Source organism: Actinomyces israelii, assembly GCF_030253495.1.
Lineage (GTDB): Bacteria > Actinomycetota > Actinomycetes > Actinomycetales > Actinomycetaceae > Actinomyces > Actinomyces israelii.
The window spans coordinates 1,151,929-1,169,536 of sequence record NZ_CP124548.1; the positions used below are offsets into that span (position 1 = coordinate 1,151,929).

The 17,608-nt window shown below is 71.7% G+C and carries 13 protein-coding genes and 1 tRNA gene; 8 read left to right on the forward strand and 6 right to left on the reverse strand.

The window, feature by feature from the left end; translation table 11 throughout:
- Positions 1–414: 414 nt before the first annotated feature.
- A tRNA-Arg gene (locus AIF0345_RS04740) sits at positions 415–487 on the reverse strand.
- A 243-nt stretch (positions 488–730) separates the two neighbouring features.
- Here AIF0345_RS04740 and argS point away from each other — a divergent pair.
- The 4 genes from argS to AIF0345_RS04760 all read left to right on the forward strand — a co-directional run bounded on the left by argS (position 731) and on the right by AIF0345_RS04760 (position 5,520).
- Complete coding sequence (gene argS / locus AIF0345_RS04745; protein WP_169740327.1) at positions 731–2,407, forward strand: arginine--tRNA ligase; 1,677 nt, start codon at positions 731–733, stop codon at positions 2,405–2,407.
- Between the two features lie 159 nt (positions 2,408–2,566).
- Complete coding sequence (lysA, locus tag AIF0345_RS04750) at positions 2,567–3,985, forward strand: diaminopimelate decarboxylase (protein ID WP_285297447.1); 1,419 nt, start codon at positions 2,567–2,569, stop codon at positions 3,983–3,985.
- A 156-nt stretch (positions 3,986–4,141) separates the two neighbouring features.
- A complete protein-coding gene (locus AIF0345_RS04755; protein ID WP_156966625.1) occupies positions 4,142–4,321 on the forward strand; it encodes a hypothetical protein in 180 nt (59 codons plus the stop codon).
- 449 nt (positions 4,322–4,770) lie between these two features.
- A complete protein-coding gene (locus tag AIF0345_RS04760; protein WP_285297449.1) occupies positions 4,771–5,520 on the forward strand; it encodes a hypothetical protein in 750 nt (249 codons plus the stop codon).
- A 1,120-nt stretch (positions 5,521–6,640) separates the two neighbouring features.
- On the opposite strand, the gene AIF0345_RS04765 is transcribed toward AIF0345_RS04760, so the two are convergent.
- The 5 genes from AIF0345_RS04765 to AIF0345_RS04785 all read right to left on the reverse strand — a co-directional run bounded on the left by AIF0345_RS04765 (position 6,641) and on the right by AIF0345_RS04785 (position 13,628).
- On the reverse strand, positions 6,641–8,392 hold the full coding sequence (locus AIF0345_RS04765) for an ABC transporter ATP-binding protein (RefSeq protein WP_285297451.1): 1,752 nt from the start codon (positions 8,390–8,392) through the stop codon (positions 6,641–6,643).
- Positions 8,389–10,212: an ABC transporter ATP-binding protein gene (locus AIF0345_RS04770; protein ID WP_285297453.1), complete on the reverse strand. Its 1,824-nt coding sequence runs from the start codon at positions 10,210–10,212 to the stop codon at positions 8,389–8,391. The genes AIF0345_RS04765 and AIF0345_RS04770 overlap by 4 nt, the downstream gene beginning before the upstream one ends.
- Positions 10,213–10,300: 88 nt before the next feature.
- Positions 10,301–11,206, reverse strand: coding sequence for an energy-coupling factor transporter transmembrane component T (locus AIF0345_RS04775; protein ID WP_268916553.1), 906 nt, complete (start codon positions 11,204–11,206; stop codon positions 10,301–10,303).
- Positions 11,203–12,999, reverse strand: a complete 1,797-nt coding sequence (locus tag AIF0345_RS04780; protein WP_285297455.1) for an ABC transporter ATP-binding protein — start codon at positions 12,997–12,999, stop codon at positions 11,203–11,205. Before AIF0345_RS04780 ends, AIF0345_RS04775 begins: the two co-directional genes overlap by 4 nt.
- Entirely contained in the window at positions 12,996–13,628 is a 633-nt protein-coding gene (locus AIF0345_RS04785) for an ECF transporter S component (protein WP_285297457.1), read from the reverse strand. The genes AIF0345_RS04780 and AIF0345_RS04785 overlap by 4 nt, the downstream gene beginning before the upstream one ends.
- 254 nt (positions 13,629–13,882) lie before the next feature.
- On the opposite strand from AIF0345_RS04785, the gene AIF0345_RS04790 reads away from it, so the two are divergent.
- The 4 genes from AIF0345_RS04790 to AIF0345_RS04805 all read left to right on the forward strand — a co-directional run bounded on the left by AIF0345_RS04790 (position 13,883) and on the right by AIF0345_RS04805 (position 17,495).
- Positions 13,883–15,217, forward strand: a complete 1,335-nt coding sequence (locus tag AIF0345_RS04790) for a homoserine dehydrogenase (protein WP_043561219.1) — start codon at positions 13,883–13,885, stop codon at positions 15,215–15,217.
- Between the two features lie 2 nt (positions 15,218–15,219).
- Positions 15,220–16,122, forward strand: coding sequence for a homoserine kinase (gene thrB / locus AIF0345_RS04795; protein WP_268916556.1), 903 nt, complete (start codon positions 15,220–15,222; stop codon positions 16,120–16,122).
- 355 nt (positions 16,123–16,477) lie between these two features.
- Positions 16,478–16,768: a hypothetical protein gene (locus AIF0345_RS04800; protein ID WP_268916557.1), complete on the forward strand. Its 291-nt coding sequence runs from the start codon at positions 16,478–16,480 to the stop codon at positions 16,766–16,768.
- A gap of 46 nt (positions 16,769–16,814) precedes the next feature.
- On the forward strand, positions 16,815–17,495 hold the full coding sequence (locus tag AIF0345_RS04805) for a DUF6891 domain-containing protein (RefSeq protein ID WP_285297462.1): 681 nt from the start codon (positions 16,815–16,817) through the stop codon (positions 17,493–17,495).
- The last annotated feature ends 113 nt before the right edge of the window (positions 17,496–17,608 follow it).

Below are 17,608 nucleotides of genomic sequence, written 5' to 3' on the forward strand. Positions count from 1 at the left end.
TGCCGGTCCTGGCGAGAAGTTCAAGATAGGGGCCCTCGCTGAAGTAGGCGAGTGCGTTGATCGGGTTCCTCCGCCGGCCGTACTCGACGGCGAAGCCCCTGTTGCGGAAGTCATCGACCGCCGCGCCCAGGTCCTTCATCTTGTACAGGACATACCCCAGATCCGTGGGCGTCATGGTAGGGCGGCCGCTGAGCGGCTGCGAGGCCCGTCATAAGGCTCTCGCGGCGGCAGCGGGTCCGCCTGCGCGGCACGATGGCCGCCTGCTCGTCCGCCGGGAGCCCGTAGGCCTCCGCGCGGCCGAGCAGCGGTGCGCCGGAGAGGTCGCGGACAAGGTGACCGACGGTGCCGAGGCCTGCGCCCGGGAGACGTCAGCGACGGCATCCCGATGAAAAAATGCCGCCACTGACGGGCCGGTGCCCCGAACAGGATTCGAACCTGCGGCCTTCTGCTCCGGAGGCAGACGCTCTATCCACTGAGCTATCGGGGCCCGGTGCGGGACTCTACCAGCACCGGGCCCGCAGGTCGAAACCGGGTCGAAGATCGAGGGAAGCGAGTTTCGACACCGCTGGCGAGCGTGAGCGTGACCCGGCGCGGTGGTGACGGCGCGGGTGAGGCGTGCGCATCCGGCCTCGTTGACTCGCGTATGCTTTTGCTCACTGCACTTGCTGAGCTGCGAGTTCCGACGTCACGCAGGAATTGCCGACCCTCGCCGCTCCGCTACTCTGTGCCCGTGACCCCCGAAGAGCTCGCTGAAGCGATCCGCACCGTTCTGTCCACTGCCGCGACCGACGGCTCTCTCGCCCTGCCGGTCGAGGATGTGCCGCTTCCCCGGGTCGAGCGACCCCGCAACCGCAACCACGGCGACTGGTCCACCAATGTCGCCATGCAGCTGGCCAAGAAGGCCGGCACGAACCCGCGCGCGCTCGCCGAGCTCCTCGTGCCCCGCCTCGCCGAGCTCGACGGCGTCGACTCCGTGGAGATCGCCGGGCCGGGATTCCTCAACTTCCGCGTGAGCGCCGCGTCCGCCGGAGAGCTGGCCCGCACCATCGTCGAGGCCGGGGAGAGGTACGGCCGCAATGAGACCCTGACCGGCCAGCACGTCAACCTCGAGTACGTCTCGGCCAACCCCACCGGGCCGGTGCACCTGGGCGGAGCCCGCTGGGCCGCCGTCGGCGACTCCCTGGCCCGTATCCTGGTCGCCTGCGGGGCCACCGTCACCCGCGAGTACTACTTCAACGACCACGGCACCCAGATCGACCACTTCGCCGAGTCCCTGCTCGCCGCGGCCCGCGGCGAGGACACCCCCGAGAACGGCTACGGGGGCGCCTACATCGTCGAGATCGCCCAGAGGGTGACCGACGACGAGCTCGCCGCGGGGCGCCCCGCCCCGGCGACCCTCGAGGACGCCGCCGCCACCGAGGTCTTCCGGGCCCGCGGCGTGGAGCTCATGTTCGCCGCTATCAAGGACGAGCTGCACGCCTTCCGCTCCGACTTCGACGTCTTCTTCCACGAGGAGTCCCTGCACAGCTCCGGTGCTGTGGGGCGGGCCATCGACATCCTGCGCGGGCGCGGGGTCATCTTCGAGGCCGATGGCGCCACCTGGCTGCGCACCACCGACTTCGGGGACGACAAGGACCGCGTCCTGATCAAGTCCGACGGCAACGCCGCCTACTTCGCCGCCGACGTCGCCTACTACCTGGACAAGCGCTCCCGCGGCGCCGACTGCGAGATCTTCCTGTTCGGCGCGGACCACCACGGCTACGTCGGCCGCATGATGGCCATGTGCGCCGCCTTCGGGGACACCCCGGGCGTCAACATGCAGATCATTATCGGCCAGTTCGTCAACCTGGTGAAGGACGGAGCCCCGGTGCGCATGTCCAAGCGCGCCGGCACCATCGTCACCCTGGAGGACCTGGTCGACGCCGTCGGCGTGGACGCGGCCCGCTACGCCCTGGCGCGCTCCTCCATGGACTCCACGATCGACATCGACCTGGACCTGCTGGCCTCCTCCTCCGCGGACAACCCCGTCTACTACGTCCAGTACGCGCACGCCCGCATTCGCAGCGTGGCCCGCAACGCCGCCGAGCACGGCGTGTCCCGCCAGGCGGGCTTCTCCCCGACGGCGCTGGACGACCCGGCCGACGCCGTCCTGCTGGGGGCCCTGGCCCAGTTCCCGGCCACCGTGGCACAGGCCGCAGCCCTGCGCGAGCAGCACCGCGTGGCCCGCTACCTGGAGCAGCTCGCGGCCGCCTACCACACCTGGTACGGGGCCACCCGCGTCACCCCGCGGGGCGACGACGCCGTTGACTCCGGTCACGTGGCTCGCCTGTGGCTCAACGACGCCGTCGGCCAGGTCATCGCCAACGGCCTGGACCTCCTGGGTGTCAGCGCCCCGGAGCGCATGTGAGAGGAGAGGCCCGCGAACGCGCCCGCCCGGTCGTGCGACCGATCTCGGTGCGGGCTACGACCGGTCTCGAGCCGGATTCGGACCGATCTCGTGAGACCGGTTCACTTCCGCGTCGAGATCGGTCGGCGCGGCGCCCGTGCCGGAACCAGAAGGAGGATCATGACCGCTGCGACTGTTCCCGCCGGTGAGGCGGCTCCGGGCACCCTGGTCTGCCCCGAGCCCTCCGAGCGCCCCGACCTGTGGCCGTGGTCCGCGCGGCGCCGCGACGACGGGGTCCTCGAGGTCGGCGGGATGGCCCTGACCGACATCGCCGCGGACTTCGCCACCCCCGTCTTCGTCATGGACCGCGTCGACCTGCGCGGGCGCGCCCGGGTGTGGGCCACCGCCATGGCCGAGGAGTTCTGGGACGGCTACGGCATGAGCGGCGGCGACGCCTACTATGCGGGCAAGGCCTTTCTGTGCTCCGACGTCGTGCGCACCGTCACCGGGGCCGGCATGGGGGTGGACACGGCCTCCCTGGGCGAGCTCACCATGGCGCTGCGCGCCGGCGCCCCGCCGTCGATGGTGGGCCTGCACGGCAACAACAAGCTCGACGCCGAGATCGAGACCGCCCTGCGCGCGGGGGACGGCCGGGGCATTGAGCGGATCTTCATCGACTCCCTGGACGAGGTCGCCCAGATCGAGTCGGTCGCCGCCCGCCTGGGCACGACCGCCCGCGTCATGATCCGGGTCAAGACCGGCGTGCACGCCGGCGGCAACGAGTACGTCTCCACCGGGCACGAGGACCAGAAGTTCGGCGTGGGCGCCTTCGACGGCCAGCTCGACGAGGTCGTGGACGCCATCACGGCCTGCCCGCACCTGGAGCTGCGCGGCCTGCACAGCCATATCGGCAGCCAGATCCAGGGGACCGCCGCCTTCGAGGAGGCCGCCGGCATCATCTGCGGGCTCGCCGCGAAGGTCGGGGCCCGGACGGGTGCGCTGCTGCCCGAGATCGACCTGGGCGGCGGGGTGGGTATCGCCTACTCGGGCGCCGACCCGGTCCCCACCGCCCCCGTTGAGGCGGCGCGCGCTATCGCCCGCACCGTGCGCTCGGCCTGCGACCGCCTGGGCATCGAGGTTCCGCGGGTCTCCGTGGAGCCGGGGCGCTCCGTGGCGGGCCCCACCACCCTCACCCTCTACCGGGTGGGTGTGGTCAAGGACGCCCTCCTCGCCGACGGCGCTCGCCGTCGCTACGTCTCCATCGACGGCGGCATGGCCGACAACATCCGCCCGGCCCTCTACGGGGCCAGGTACACCGCCGCCGTGGCCAACCGCGTCTCGCAGGCGCCGGTGGTGCGCTGTCGCGTGGTCGGCAAGCACTGCGAGTCCGGCGACGTCGTCGTGTGGGACGTGGACCTGCCCGACGACGTCTCCCGCGGCGACCTGCTGGCGGTGCCCGCCACCGGCGCCTACGGCTACTCCATGGCCTCGAACTACAACATGCTCACCAAGCCCGGCGTCGTGGCCGTCGAGGACGGCGACGCCCGCTGGGCGGTGCGCCCTCAGACCATCGAGGACCTCCTGGCCCTCCAGGGCTGAGGCGCAAGGGCCGGGCTCCCCTGGTCCGGCCGCATCGCGGGGCGCCTATACCCGCAGCGCCGGGGGTCTTTCTCATCCCGGAGGACGAGATGCCGTCGGGCGGATTCCTCCCCGAGACTCTGCCCCGGAGCTGTGAGGCTCCTTACGCTGTGTGGCATGAGCGCAGCAGTGTCATCTCTCGAGGTCCCTCCGCCGCCGGTTCACCGCAGCGGCGACCTGGTCCTGCCCTACTCGGCGGATCTGGGCAGGGTCTTCCGCCGGGCCTGGGCGGCGGTGACGCGCCGACGGCGGCCCGCCGGGGTCGGCGGGTCCGCCCGGGCTGCCGACCGCCGCTGAGGCGCTTTCTCAGCGTTTTCAGGGCTCGGCGTAGAATCGGGGTCATCCTCGGAGGCTCGGTGCGGCTGCTCTCGGGCTGTGGCGGGGCGGGCAAGACGACCCGAGCTGCTCCGGCTGCGGCGCGAGCTCGACCGTGGCGCCTACGTCCCCGTATATCTGGGTACCGAGGACTACCTCAACACAGAACTTCCTCCGGGCGGCGGCTCCCTCCTCATTGCGCTCGCGGCCGGCTTCGTCGGCGGCTGCGAGGAGGCCGACGTCCCGAAGCAGAAGATCGTCGCGCGGATGAGGTCCTTCCCCGATCGCCTTGATATCAAGGGGGAGGCCGGCACGGCCGTGTCGGCGGGCCCGGTCGCCCTCGATCTCAAGGCCACGCTGCACGACGACGAGGGCCTCCGCGCCCAGGTCGCAGGGCCCTGGAGCCTGACCGGAAGGTCTTCAAGAAGGAGATGCGCGCCTTCTTCCAGGCGATGGACGCCGCCATGCCCTCCGGGAAGACGCCGGTCTTCATTGTGGACTCCATAGACCACTGTCGCGGACGGGCCGCCACCTTCGATGAGGTCCGAGATTCTGTTGAGTCGCTCTTCTCGAGGTACGCCTCGGAGCCGGCCCTGCCCGACATGCACGTGATCTACACGGTTCCGGTCTATGCCGAGCCTGCGGGCTGGGAGGGGCGGATCTGGCCCGTTCTCAGTGTCAAGGTACAGGAGCGCGATGGCGGGGACTGCCGTGCGGGGATCGACCTCCTGCGCCAGGTGCCCGCCAGTCGCGCCCCAGGCGGTGACCCCGAGAGGCTCCTCGGGAGTCGGATCGACCGGGTGATTCGCGCCTCGGGCGGTCTGTTCAGAAGAGCTATTCCGTCTGGTCTGCGCGCTCCTGGTCAGCTCCTGGTCAAGGACGGCGCGCTTCCGGTGGGCACGGCCGACATCGATCAGGAGGAGCGTCAGCAGTGCTCGTACGCCGCTGCGGGGCTCACGGAGGAGCAGGAGCAGTGGGAGATCCTGCGAGCAGTGCGTCAGACCGGACAGCTGCGGGTGCCGTGCGAGGGGACCGCCGAGGCGTGGGCGCTCCAGGCTCTCGGGCATGTCATGTGCTGCCGCAACGGGAGGGTTGGCTGGTACCGTCCGCCCTCTTCCGGACAAGCTCTTGGACGAGGCGTGACATGCCGTTCCGGGAACCCGACGAGGCCGTCAGCGTAGATCAGGCGTGGTCGGACCCGCGGCACCACCTGGAATGGGCCGGGGCTGAGCCCACAGCCGTGTTCCTCGCTGTGCGGTCCCGCGACCAGGCGGATGATCTTAGGGAGAGGACCGCCCTGTGGTGTCGCAGAAGTCGTGAGCGGTGGACACCATGTGAGGCGGATGAGGACTCTGCCGACTGGTTACGACGCGAGCTGCCAGGACCGGGAGTCCTTTGGTTCGCCCTCTGGGCAGAGGAGCAGCGCGTAGACGTACTTCATGCGCTCAATGAGGTGCGCATTCGTCTCGCCGATTCGAGAGGGGCGCCTGGTTCTCTGCGGTCCGATTCCTCTGCTCGGGCAGGCTGCTCGCGAGGCTGCCGGTCTGTGGCCCGCGCGCTCCTTCGCTCATGTTGTGCGTGCTGTGAGCCCACCTTCTGGCTCGCCGCATCAAGCGGTCGAGAACATGGAGTGGAAGTCGGAGCTCATGGAAGGCGAGAGGTATCGTTCCGCCTGGCGACTGACGATTCCCGAACAGCTGCGCACTCCCGAGGCCGGCGCGGCGCTGCGGGAAGTGGGGCGACCCCGTTCCCTGCTCCCGGCGGACCCGGTCGGTGCGCGAGGAGTTCTTGACGAGTCCAGGATTAGTGGTTCCCCGATCCCGCAGTATTGTTTTCGGGCTGACGCGGGCGGAGATCGCCGGTCTGCTCGATGGCGGGATCGCCATCGAGGCGAATCCTGCTTCTGTGATGGCTGGTTTACGGGGAGTTCCTCGAGGCTTCCGCGCTGGCGCTGCCGACGCTGTGATGCAGGCCGGAGAGGTTTTCGGTGCTTATGGATGCGACTGCGGAGGCGGCGGTGGAGTCGTTGAGAACTGACCGCAAGCTGGCGAATTCGTTGGGTACGCCGGAGTCGCTGCACGACCTGGGGCTTTCGCTAAACAGTGTGGGGCTTGCGGCGGAGCGGCATGGTGGCTCTGAGGTGGGGGAGCAATGCTCGGAGGAATCTTTGACAATATTCTGCGAGGTTGCGGACCTTTTAGGCGCGCCCCGGACGATTGAGGACTTGATGGGCGCCCTCACAACGACTGTCATTGATAATCAGCCATAACCGTCGCGAGGGCGACCGAAGATTCGCCTCCCTCAGTTCTCTGCGCTCATCTCCGCACCCACGAGTCTCCACCTGTCGATGGCCTCCTGGTCGTCCCAGAAGCGCCGGTAGGTGCCGCCCGCCGCGTAGAGCTCATTGTGCGCGCCCACCGCCTCCACGGCACCGTCGACCAGCACGACGATCCGGTCGGCCCGGCGGATCGTGCTCAGCCGGTGCGCGATGACGAGCACCGTGCGCCCCCGGCTCAGCTCCTCCATGGCCCGGGTCACCACGGCCTCGTTCGCCCCGTCGAGCGCGCTGGTCACCTCGTCCAGGAGCAGCACGGGCGCGTCCTTGAGGAAGGCGCGGGCAATGGCCACGCGCTGGCGCTCGCCGCCGGACAGGGCGGAGCCGCCCTCGCCCACCGGCGTGTCCCAGCCGCGCGGCAGGCGCTCGACCACCTCGGCCAGGCCCGCCCGCCGGGCCGCCTCGCGGACCTGCTCCGCGCTCGCCCCCGGACGGCCGATGCGCACGTTCTCCTCGATCGTGGTGTCGAAGAGGTAGACGTCCTGGAAGACCATGGAGACCCGCTCCATGAGCGCCTCCACGCGCGCGGCGCGCACATCGACCCCGCCCACGCTCACGCTTCCCGAGCTCGCGTCCCAGAACCGGGCCACGAGCCGCGCGATCGTCGACTTGCCCGACCCGGACGGCCCCACGAGCGCCGTCACGCTGCCCGCCGGGAGGGTGAGGCACACGTCGTGGATGACCTCCCGCCCCGGGACGTACCCGAAGGACACGTGGTCCAGGACGACGTCGTAGGGGGCGCCCGGCACCGCCGCCGCCCCGGCCTCGGGCTCGTCCATGACGGGCGTGTCCAGGATGGAGCCGATGGACTCCAGGGCGGCGTCCGCCTCGTGCACGGGGGATACGTAGAAGGCGAGCATGCCCACCGGGTCGGCGAAGCGCACCGCCATGAGTGACAGGGCCACGAAGACCGCCGGGTCCACTTGTGCGCCGAGCAGCAGCGACGCCCCGACCGCAACGGCCAGGACCATGCCCGCCTCCACGAAGGTGTGGAAGCCGATGGCCGCGGGAGCGGCGGCGCTCATGGCCCGGCTCGCCGCCTCGTGGTCCTCCGTCAGGTCCCGCTCCAGGGGCTCCCAGCCGTCGCGGCAGGCGCCGGTCGCCCGCAGGACCGGCTGGAGGCGGGCGAGCTCCAGGACCCGTGAGGCCAGGCGCCGGGTGGAGACCTCGTGCTGGCGGTACTCCGCGACGACCGCGCGCTTGAGCCGCCGCAGCGCCCACACGCACCCGGGCAGGGTGATGATCATGGCCAGGCCCATGCGCGGCTCCTGCCACAGGGACACCACGGCGATCGCCGTCGCCGAGCCGCTCATGGAGGCGATCTGCGGCAGCACCAGCGAGGGCAGGTGGGACAGGGCGTGGATGTCGGTGGACGTGGCCGCGGCGACCCGGCCGGTGGCGGCCGAGTCGAACCAGCCCAGCGGCAGGTGCTGGACCTTCTGCCCGACGGCGCGGATGAGGCCGCCGCACACGTCGTCGGAGCCGATCCTGTAGGAGCGCACCGTCGCGGCGGCGCTGATGACGGCGGAGGCGCAGGCGGTCGCCATAATCGCCGCCAGCCAGGCGCCCGCGCCGGGGCCGCCGGACAGGAAGGTCCGCAGGAAGGGGACGAGCAGGCCCAGGGCGGCGCCCTGCAGGACGCCGGCGACGGCGTGGGCGACAATGAGTCCCTTCAGGTGCGAGTGCCCGCCCAGGTAGCGGTCGAGTCGGGTGATCACTGCTGCGCCTCCCACAGGGTGCGGTAGAGCCCGCCGGCGGCGAGCAGCTCGGTGTGCGTGCCCCTCTGGACGACGCGCCCGCTGTCGAGCACGACAATGGAGTCGGCGTCGACGACCGTGGCCAGGCGGTGGGCGATGACCAGGACGGTGCGGCCGCGGGCGAGGGCGGCAAGGGCTTCCTGGATCTCGCGCTCGGAGTGCGGGTCCGCCTGGGCGGTGGCCTCGTCGAGCAGAAGGATCGGAGCGCCTGCGAGGAAGGCGCGGGCCAGGGCGATGCGCTGGCGCTCGCCGCCCGACAGGTGCGCCCCCTCGGAGCCCAGGACGGTGTCGTAGCCGCGGGGCAGGGCCGTGATCCGCTGGTGGATGCGGGCGGCCCGGGCGGCGGCCTCCACCTCCTCGCCGGTGGCATCCGGTCGGGCCAGGCGGATGTTCTCGCGGGCCGTGTCCGCGAGGACCCCGCCCTCCTGCAGGACGATCGCCATCCGGGAGAGCAGGTCCTGGCTGGAGGCGTCGCGCACGTCGGTCCCGCCCACGCGCACGCTCCCGCCGGTCACGTCCCAGAAGCGGGCGACGAGCCGCACCAGGGTGGACTTGCCCGAGCCCGAGGGGCCGACAACGGCGGTGACCGTCCCGGGCCGCAGCCCCAGCGAGACGTCGTCCAGGACGAGCGGGCCGTCCTGGCGGTAGCGGAAGGAGACGCGGTCCAGGGCGACGTCCACGCCGCCGCGCTCGTCGTGGCCCACCGGGACGGGGGCCTGGGGCTCGGGCAGCGCGGGCTCGGCGAGCAGCTCCCCGATGCGCTGCGCGGCGTCCCGCGCCTCGATGAGGCTGTTGCCCATGGAGGCCAGGTTCATCATGCCCGAGGGCAGGCCGACCCCGACCAGGAGGAAGGGCAGCACCCCGACGGGCTCCATCAGGCCGCGCCCGACCATGACCCAGCCGGTCGCGATAATGGGCAGGAGCATGAAGGCGGGGCCCATGAGGGCGCTGAGCACCGCCATGGGGCGGCCCGGCCCGCGCATCCACTTATACGAGGCCCTCGTGTAGCGGCCCAGCGCGTCGGAGAACCGGCCGAACAGCGTCCCGCTCAGTCCGAAGGCCTTGACGGCGGCGATGCCGTCCGCCATCTCCACGGCGGCGGACGCCAGCTGCTTCTCCGACTCGTTGAACTCCTCGGTCAGCTGCTTCATGGTGCGGGCGGCCAGCGCCCCGGCGACGGCGACGGCGGCCGCCAGCCACACCAGGAGGACCAGGGTGAAGACCCAGGAGCGGGTCAGCAGGTACACCAGGCCGAACAGGGGCGCTCCGATCGCCATTCCCAGGTCGGAGCCGAAGTGGGCGATGAGGGCGTGGACCTTGGCGGTGTCCTCGGTGATGGTCGAGCGCACGCGCCCGGAGGACTCCTCCGTGTGCCATCCCAGCGGCAGGCGCGCCAGCACCACGGCGATCCGGCGGCGCAGGTCGGTGCGGAAGCGCAGCTCGACCCGGTGGGCGTAGCCGGTCCCCCACAGGTAGATCATGTGCCCGCCCATGAGCCCGACGGAGATGGCGGCGACCCAGGCCCATGCCGTCCGGGCGGTCAGCGTGGCGGCGAGAGCCTGCTGAGCCAGGGCGGTGACGCCGATCGCCGGCAGGAGGCCGAGGGCCGCCCCGGCCATCCCGCAGCAGAAGGCGAGAACGATCGAGGGCCGAACCGGGCCGAGGAGCTGTTTGAGGGCGATCTCGGACGCCGGGGGCGCCTGCCCGGTGGTGTGCCCGGCGTTGGTCGTAGTGGCGGTGGGCGACGGTTCAACAGTATCGGTCTGTGCTTCTGCGGTCATTGCGAACTCCGTAAGAAGGAGGAGCGCCATGGTCTATGGGGGTCAAGCGAGTCTCACCTTACAGCGATTCCGTGGAGGTGATGGAGCATCAGATGTCGTGGATGACGAGCCCGTCGCCGCTGAAGCGCACGGCGATGGCGGCCGCCAGGGCCCAGCAGACCAGGACGAGGACGGTGTCGCGCCACCGCCAGCGGGGGGCCGAGCGCTCGCTCCGGGTGCGGTGGGCGCCGAACCCGCGCGCGTCCATCGACATGGACACACGCTCGGCGTGACGCACGGCCCCGGCCATGAGGGCGGGCACCGCCGACCACCGCCGCGCCAGGGGCCTCAGGAGCGGCAGCCGCGCCCGAGTGCCGCGCAGGGCGTGCGCCTCCTGGATGACCCGGTACTCGGCGGCGAAGCGCTCCCGGAAGCCGAGGGCCGCCATGCCCGCGTAGCCGATGCGGTAGGGCACATGCAGGTGGATCACCATCGCCCGCAGCAGGTCCTGGGGGCTGGCGAGGAGGCCGGTGAGGAGGAACAGCGACAGGGCCGTGCCGAGCTTGCCGCCCAGGCGCGCTCCGGCGACGACCTGGTTGAGCTGGAGGCTCGCGCCGAAGGCGTCGATGACGACCGGGGAGGCGCCGACGCGCTCAATGGGGGCGGAGACGGCCAGGAGCACGGCGATGACCGCGGCGAGCGCGAGGACCGCCGCAGCCAGGAGAGGGCCGCGCCGCAGGTCGGTCAGGATCAGGAGGACGGTGGCGGTCCCGAGCGCCCACAGCGCCGGGACCGGAGTGGTCTGGATCGCGACCACGACGATGATCGGCACGATGGCGGCGAAGGGGGACAGCGGGTCCAAGGCGAGCAGGCCGCCGAGCCCCGGACCGGCCCCCTCGGGCGAGCGGAGGCCGGCCGACGTCGTGCCCTCTGAGGCCGGGGCGGCGTGCGCAGCATCCTCGACGGCCGGGGCGCTCCCGACCGCGGCCGGGGGGACAGGGGCCGGATCGCTCATGCCAGCTCCTTCCAGGAGACGCGGGTGGGCGTCGCCGCCCCCAGGTCCGCGGCGGCGCGGGTCAGGCGGGCCAGCGGCGGCGGGCGCAGGCCGGCGCGGGCCAGCAGCGGGGCGTCGGCGAGGACCTCGCGGGCCGGGCCCTCGCTCAGGACCGTTCCCCCGGCCAGGATGAGGACGCGGTCGGCGTGGTCGGCGGCGAGCTCCATGTCGTGGGTGGTGATGACCAGGCCCGCCCCCTGGGCGGCGACGTCGCGGAGGCGGCCCATGAGCGCTTCGGCGCCCCGGCGGTCCTGGCCGAAGGTCGGCTCGTCCAGGCAGACGACCTCGCGGTGCTCGCCGAGCACCGAGGCCACGGACAGGCGCCGCTGCTGGCCCCCGGAGAGCAGGAAGGGGTTCGCGTTCGCGCGGTCGACCAGGTCGAAGCGGGCGAGCATCTCATCGACCGCCTGATCCACCCGGGCCTCCTCGGCGCCTTCCAGGCGCATGCCGTGGGCCAGCTCGTCGCGCACGGTCGGCTCGAGGAACTGGTGCTCCGGGTTCTGCATGACGAGGGTCACCGCCCTCCCGGGGCGACCGGGCCGACGCGGCCTCCCGGCGATGGTCACCTCTCCGGTGGTCCACGCCTCCAGGCCCGCGAGCGCCCGCAGGAGCGTGGACTTGCCCGAGCCGTTGATCCCGACGACGGCGAGGACCTCGCCGCGCCTCAGGGCCAGGTGCACGCCGTGGAGCACCTCGTGGCGGCGCCGTCCCCGCCCGCGGGGCACCGAGAGGTCGCGGGCCACCAGGACGGGCTCCTCGTCGCGGGCGGTGCCGTCGGCACCGCCCCGCGGCGCGGGGTCCTCGGCGGGCGTGGGGCGGGCCGGGCCCGCGCAGAGGGCGGACGGGGCCGCAGCGAGCTCCTGGGCGGCGTCGTCGAGCGTGAGCGGGAAGGCGCTCTCGTGGCCGGCGCTCGCGGCGGTGAGCCCGTGGCCGGCCAGGAGATGGTGCAGGCGCACGGCCGTGGGCAGGCGGATGCCGGCCGCGGCGAGAGCCTCGCCGCGGACGCTGAAGACCTCCGCCGGCGGGCCGGTCGCAATGGTCTGGCCGTCGGCGTCCAGGGCGATGACCCGGTCGACGGCGCCGATGAGCTCGTCCAGGTCGTGCTCGACGACGAGGACCGCCGTGCCCCGCTCCTTCAGGGCGGGCAGGAGCGCGTAGAAGTCGGCCGAGCCGGACGGGTCGAGGTTGGCGGTCGGCTCGTCGAGCACGAGCAGCGCCGGCTCGACGGCGAGGGCCGCGGCCAGGACCACCCGCTGACGCTGCCCCCCGGAGAGGTCCCAGGGGCTCGCGTCCGCGTAGCGGGCCATGCCGACCGTCTTGAGCGCCGCCAGGGCCCGCGGCTCGATCCGTCCGGCGGGGACCAGCAGGTTCTCCAGGGTGTAGCAGACCTCGTCCAGGACCCGGGTGGTGACGATCTGGGAGTCGGGGTCCTGCATGACCATGGCGACATTGCGGGCCAGGTGGGAGATGTCGGCGTCGGCCACCTCCTGGCCCGCCACGAGGACGCTGCCGCGGTAGTCGGAGGGCACCGAGTGCGGCACGAGCCCGTTGAGGGTGAGCGTGACGGTGGACTTGCCGCAGCCCGAGGGGCCGAGCAGGAGCGTCGTGGTCCCGGCGGGGAGCGAGAGCGTCACGCCCGCGGGGATCCAGGCCTCGGTGCCCGCGTAGCGCACGCTCGCCCGGTCCAGGCGGGCGAGCGCGGACGCGTCCTCGTCTCCGGCGTCTTGGGCCGCCCCGGCGGTGGGGGCCGTCATCGGGCGACGCCGACGCCGGTGCGCGCCAGGGCCCGCTTGAGCAGCAGGCAGACGCCCGCGCCCGCCCAGCAGGAGACGATCGCGAGGACAATGCCCAGGGCCGTCTGGTGGCCGGTGAGAGCGATCTGGAAGCCCCAGCCGTAGGCGGCGGCGTTGAGTCCGCCGAAGATGACGCCGGAGATGGCGTAGACCCACCAGGCCCATTTGCGGTAGAGGAGCAGGGCCACTGGTGCGCCCACATAGCACGAGCCGATGATGTTGCCGAGGATCGCGGTCGGGCCCTGCGGGGTGAGGAAGGCGGAGATGACGCCCATGACCAGGCCGCCGATGACGAAGGCTCCCGGCTTGTTCACAATGACGCCGGGCAGGAGGTAGGGGATGATCCATGCGCCCATGAGGGCGCACATAATGAGGATGCCGCGTGGGTTGACCGCCACGACGACGGACAGGTAGGTCAGCGGGACGACGAGGATCGACCCCACCACGCCGAGAGCGGCGACGGTCATGAGGTTGCGGGTGCCCAGGACCGAGTCGCGCAGACCACCGCGGGCCGAGGACCGGATGACGGGCTCGTCGGGGTCGCCGACCGGGTCGGGGCTCGGAGCGGGAGGGGTCCCGGACGCGTTCATGGTGTGCTCCTGGGCGGGTGAGAGATGGGCGGGTGAGAGACATCTGTCATGACGTCTGCTCAGCACGTGGATGACGGATGTGGGAGTGGAGCTTAAGTGAGACTCACCCAAGGTAAGACCGCTTCTCAGGTAAGGTCAAGGCCGGTCTCGCTGAGGGTCGTGCCGGATGAGTGCGGACGCGCGGGCGTTGCCACTTATGCTGGGGCGCGACGCAGTCGCCCTCCGGCGAGTCCCTCTCAAGCAAGGTGGTCCCCGTGACTGAGCAGCCCCAGCCGGCCTCCCCCCTCCCCGGCGCCGCACCCGCGCTGCGGGTCGGCGTCCTCGGCTCCGGCACCGTCGGCACCCAGGTAGTCCGGCTCCTGCTGGAGCAGGCCGACGACTTCGCCGCGCGCAGCGGCGCCCGCATGGAGATCACCGGCATCGCCGTGCGCGACCTCGACGCCCCCCGGGACCCGGCCGTCCCCCGCGCCCTTCTGACGGACGACGCCACCGCCGTCGCCACCGGCAACGACATCGTCATCGAGCTCATCGGCGGCATCGAGCCTGCCCGCACCCTCATCCTGGCGGCCCTGAAGTCCGGCGCCAGCGTCATCACCGGCAACAAGGCCCTCATCGCCGCCCACGGGCCCGAGCTCTACGACGCCGCGGCGGCCGCCGGCACCGACTTCTACTACGAGGCCGCCGTCGCCGGCGCCATCCCCGTCGTCTACGCCCTGCGCGAGTCCATGGCCGGCGACCGGGTCACCAGCGTGCTCGGCATCGTCAACGGCACCACCAACTACATCCTGGACGAGATGAGCACCAAGGGCCTCTCCTTCGAGGAGGCCCTGGCCACCGCCCAGGCCCTCGGCTACGCCGAGGCCGACCCCACCGCCGACGTCGACGGCCTGGACGCCGCCGCCAAGGCCGCCATTCTCGCCTCCCTGTCCTTCCACACCCGCGTCGGCCTGTCCGACGTCCAGGTCGAGGGCATCCGCTCCGTCACCGCCGACGACATACGCGAGGCCCACGCCTCCGGCTGCGAGATCAAGCTCCTGGCCATCGCCCAGTACCGCGACGACGCGCACGCCCGCGGCGTGTCCGTGCGGGTCCACCCCTCGCTCGTGCCGGCCGACAACCCGCTGGCCTCCGTGCACGGGGCCTTCAACGCCGTCCTCATCGACGCCGAGGCCGCCGGCCGCCTCATGTTCTACGGGCAGGGCGCGGGTGGCGCCCCGACGGCCTCCGCCGTCCTGTCCGACGTCGTCGCGGCGGCGTCTCACCGTGTCAACGGCGGCCAGGCCCCCCGCGAGTCGAGCTACGCCGACCTGCCGATCCTCGGCCCCGGCTCCGCGATCACCCGCTACCAGGTCCAGCTGCGCGTGGACGACAAGCCCGGCTCCCTGGCGATCGTCGCCGGCGTCTTCGCCGACAACGACGTGTCCATCGACTCGGTGCGCCAGAGCACCTATGTCGGCGGGCGCGACGCCATTGTCACCATCGTCACCCACCCCGCCGGCGTCTTCCACCTTGATGCGGCCGTCAGCTCGCTGCGCGAGGAGGACCGCGTGCTCGAGGTCGTCTCCGTCCGGCGCGTCGAGGGGCAGTGACCATGCGCCTGGCCAATGAGCGGGCTGCCGTCCGGGTGCCCGCCACCACCGCCAACATGGGGCCCGGCTTCGACTCCTTCGGCATGGCCTTCCGCTACTACGACGAGGTCGAGGTCCGCCCGGTCGCGGGCGCCACCCACGTGCGCGTCGAGGGCGTGGGGGAGGGGATCGTCCCCACCGACGACGACAACCTCGTCGTGCGCGCCCTGCGCGCCGGTCTTGACGCCGTCGGTGCGCCGCAGGCCGGATTCGAGATGCGCTGCGTCAACCGCATTCCGCACGGCGGGGGCATGGGCTCGTCCGCCTCCGCGGCCGTGGCCGGTCTCATGCTCGCCCGCGGCCTGCTCTCCGAGCCCCGGGCCCTGTCCGACGGCAAGGTGTTCCGCATCGCCACCGACTTCGAGGGGCATCCGGACAACGTCGCGCCGGCCGTCTTCGGCGGGGCGACCGTGGCCTGGGTGGAGGCCGACGGCACGCCCCGGGCCGCCCCCATGCCGGTGGACGGCTCCCTGTCGGTGAGCCTTCTCGTGCCGCCGTCCGCGACGCGCCTGAGCACCGAGGAGGCGCGCGAGGTCCTGCCCGACCGTGTGCCGCGGGCCGACGCCCTGTTCAACACCTCGCGGGCCGCCGTGCTCATGCTCGCGCTGGCGGGCCGCCCCGACCTGCTCATGGCCGGCACCGAGGACCGCCTTCACCAGGACTACCGCCGGGGCGTGCTGCCCGCGTCGACGGCGGTGATGGACTCCCTGCGCGCCCAGGGCTATCCCGCGGTCATCTCCGGCGCCGGACCCACGGTGCTGGTGCTGGCGAATGTCTCGCAGCAGACCCGCTTCACCCTGGAGCGGCACGGCTGGATGGTTCTGCGGCCCGGCATCGACACCCGCGGCGCGGTCCTGACCCGCTGAACCGGCCCCCGCGACGGCCAGGTCGCCCGTACGCGTGAAGCAGCAGCAGGTCAATGGGGTCCGTGCACGTTGAGAGAAGAGGACGGCACCTGGTAGAGATGCCTCCTGCCGTGCTTGAGAACGCGACGTGATCATGATGCAGACGGGTACGCGGTGCCCGCACCGGAGAGGAGCGTCCTCATGGGTACTGGAGGTACTGGGCGGCCGTAGCGCGCGGCCGTACGGCTAATATGGCCGCGCTTGTCGCCACCCATATCGGTCAGGCCCTCAAGGCGTCGTCCTCGCCATCCCCAACCGGAACAATCTGCTGTACAATCTGCCCGACCCCGCTGGCCCGTCCGGCGCCGTTGAGAGCATGCTCCAGACGATGTACGCGGTGGTCTTCGACCCCGGTGCCAACAACCATCCCGGAGGCGTTCTCAGCTCCGCGGTCTACTACCGGGCCCCTGAGGGCGCGCCCGAGCAGGCGACTTGGTTCCGCGAGGCCTATGGCAGGATCTCGGCTCTCCTCATCCCCGGAGAGCTCTTCAGCGGGCGCTTCCCCCAGCATTTCATCCAATCCGCATTGACGGGCCCTGACGGGCGCCCGCAGGATCGCCCGAGAAGCTTCTGGACGCGTCTCAGGACGATGGTGAGCGCTTGGTGAGCGGTCCCCATGGGCGGAGTCAGGGAGGGGCTCTACGATGGAGGGCATGAGCTCGACGAGAGATTTCCGTGATTTCAATAGTCAGCCTCAGGGGCTGCGCCTGTCCGCCGACATTATTCCTCCTTCAATCGAGGAAGAAGTCCGCGCGGCGATCTGGAACCAGGTTGTTCTGGGCAACGCCGATGAGGCGACCCTGGTTTTTGATATCACTGACCAGTTCTCGGAGGAGGCGCCGGTCAGTGAGGACGGCGTTCGCACCGCCGTCCGGTACCTGCTCGCCGCCCGCCGCAGGCAGCAGGAGTCCTTCGGGGAGGTCGTGACCAACCTCGACAGCGCCTTCGCCGCTCTGCGCGAGCGCGAGATCGTCGCCGAGCAGGCCTTCTCCTGCTGCAACAACTGCGGCTTCGACGAGATCCAGGAGGTGGCCGACGGCCCGCAGTGGGCCGGCTTCGTCTTCTTCCACATGCAGGACGCCGAGCGTCTCGTCGAGACGGGGGAGACCTACCTGTCCTACGGGATGTTCTGGCGCCACTACAAGACGCGCGAGGAGTTCGACGCCATGAGCGGGACCGAGAAGGACGCCTACTACGAGGAGCAGACCCTCGACCTCATGCGGCGCGTCGTCGTCCCCGTATTGCGCGGGCACGGCATGGAGGTGGACTGGGACGGCGACCTGAGGACCCGCGTCCTCGCGCGCGGCGCGGAGTTCTACCGGGCCATCTCCTGAAGTCTCGGGAAGCCCCGGCCAAGGGGCGCCGTTGCGGCGGTCCGGAGGCGGCAAGGCCTCGGCAGGGGAGGCCTCCCGCGCCGTATGACCCGCACAGGGAGGGGTGCGGGTGA

What these genes read in the sequence shown, in the direction of transcription:
- lysA (WP_285297447.1), top strand. Translation starts at nt 2,567, where the DNA reads ATGACCGCTGCGACTGTTCCCGCCGGTGAGGCGGCTCCGGGCACCCTG.
- AIF0345_RS04755 (WP_156966625.1), top strand. Translation starts at nt 4,142, where the DNA reads ATGAGCGCAGCAGTGTCATCTCTCGAGGTCCCTCCGCCGCCGGTTCAC.
- AIF0345_RS04760 (WP_285297449.1), top strand. Translation starts at nt 4,771, where the DNA reads ATGCGCGCCTTCTTCCAGGCGATGGACGCCGCCATGCCCTCCGGGAAG.
- AIF0345_RS04770 (WP_285297453.1), bottom strand. Translation starts at nt 10,212, where the DNA reads ATGACCGCAGAAGCACAGACCGATACTGTTGAACCGTCGCCCACCGCC.
- AIF0345_RS04775 (WP_268916553.1), bottom strand. Translation starts at nt 11,206, where the DNA reads ATGAGCGATCCGGCCCCTGTCCCCCCGGCCGCGGTCGGGAGCGCCCCG.
- AIF0345_RS04780 (WP_285297455.1), bottom strand. Translation starts at nt 12,999, where the DNA reads ATGACGGCCCCCACCGCCGGGGCGGCCCAAGACGCCGGAGACGAGGAC.
- AIF0345_RS04785 (WP_285297457.1), bottom strand. Translation starts at nt 13,628, where the DNA reads ATGAACGCGTCCGGGACCCCTCCCGCTCCGAGCCCCGACCCGGTCGGC.
- thrB (WP_268916556.1), top strand. Translation starts at nt 15,220, where the DNA reads ATGCGCCTGGCCAATGAGCGGGCTGCCGTCCGGGTGCCCGCCACCACC.
- AIF0345_RS04800 (WP_268916557.1), top strand. Translation starts at nt 16,478, where the DNA reads ATGCTCCAGACGATGTACGCGGTGGTCTTCGACCCCGGTGCCAACAAC.
- AIF0345_RS04805 (WP_285297462.1), top strand. Translation starts at nt 16,815, where the DNA reads ATGAGCTCGACGAGAGATTTCCGTGATTTCAATAGTCAGCCTCAGGGG.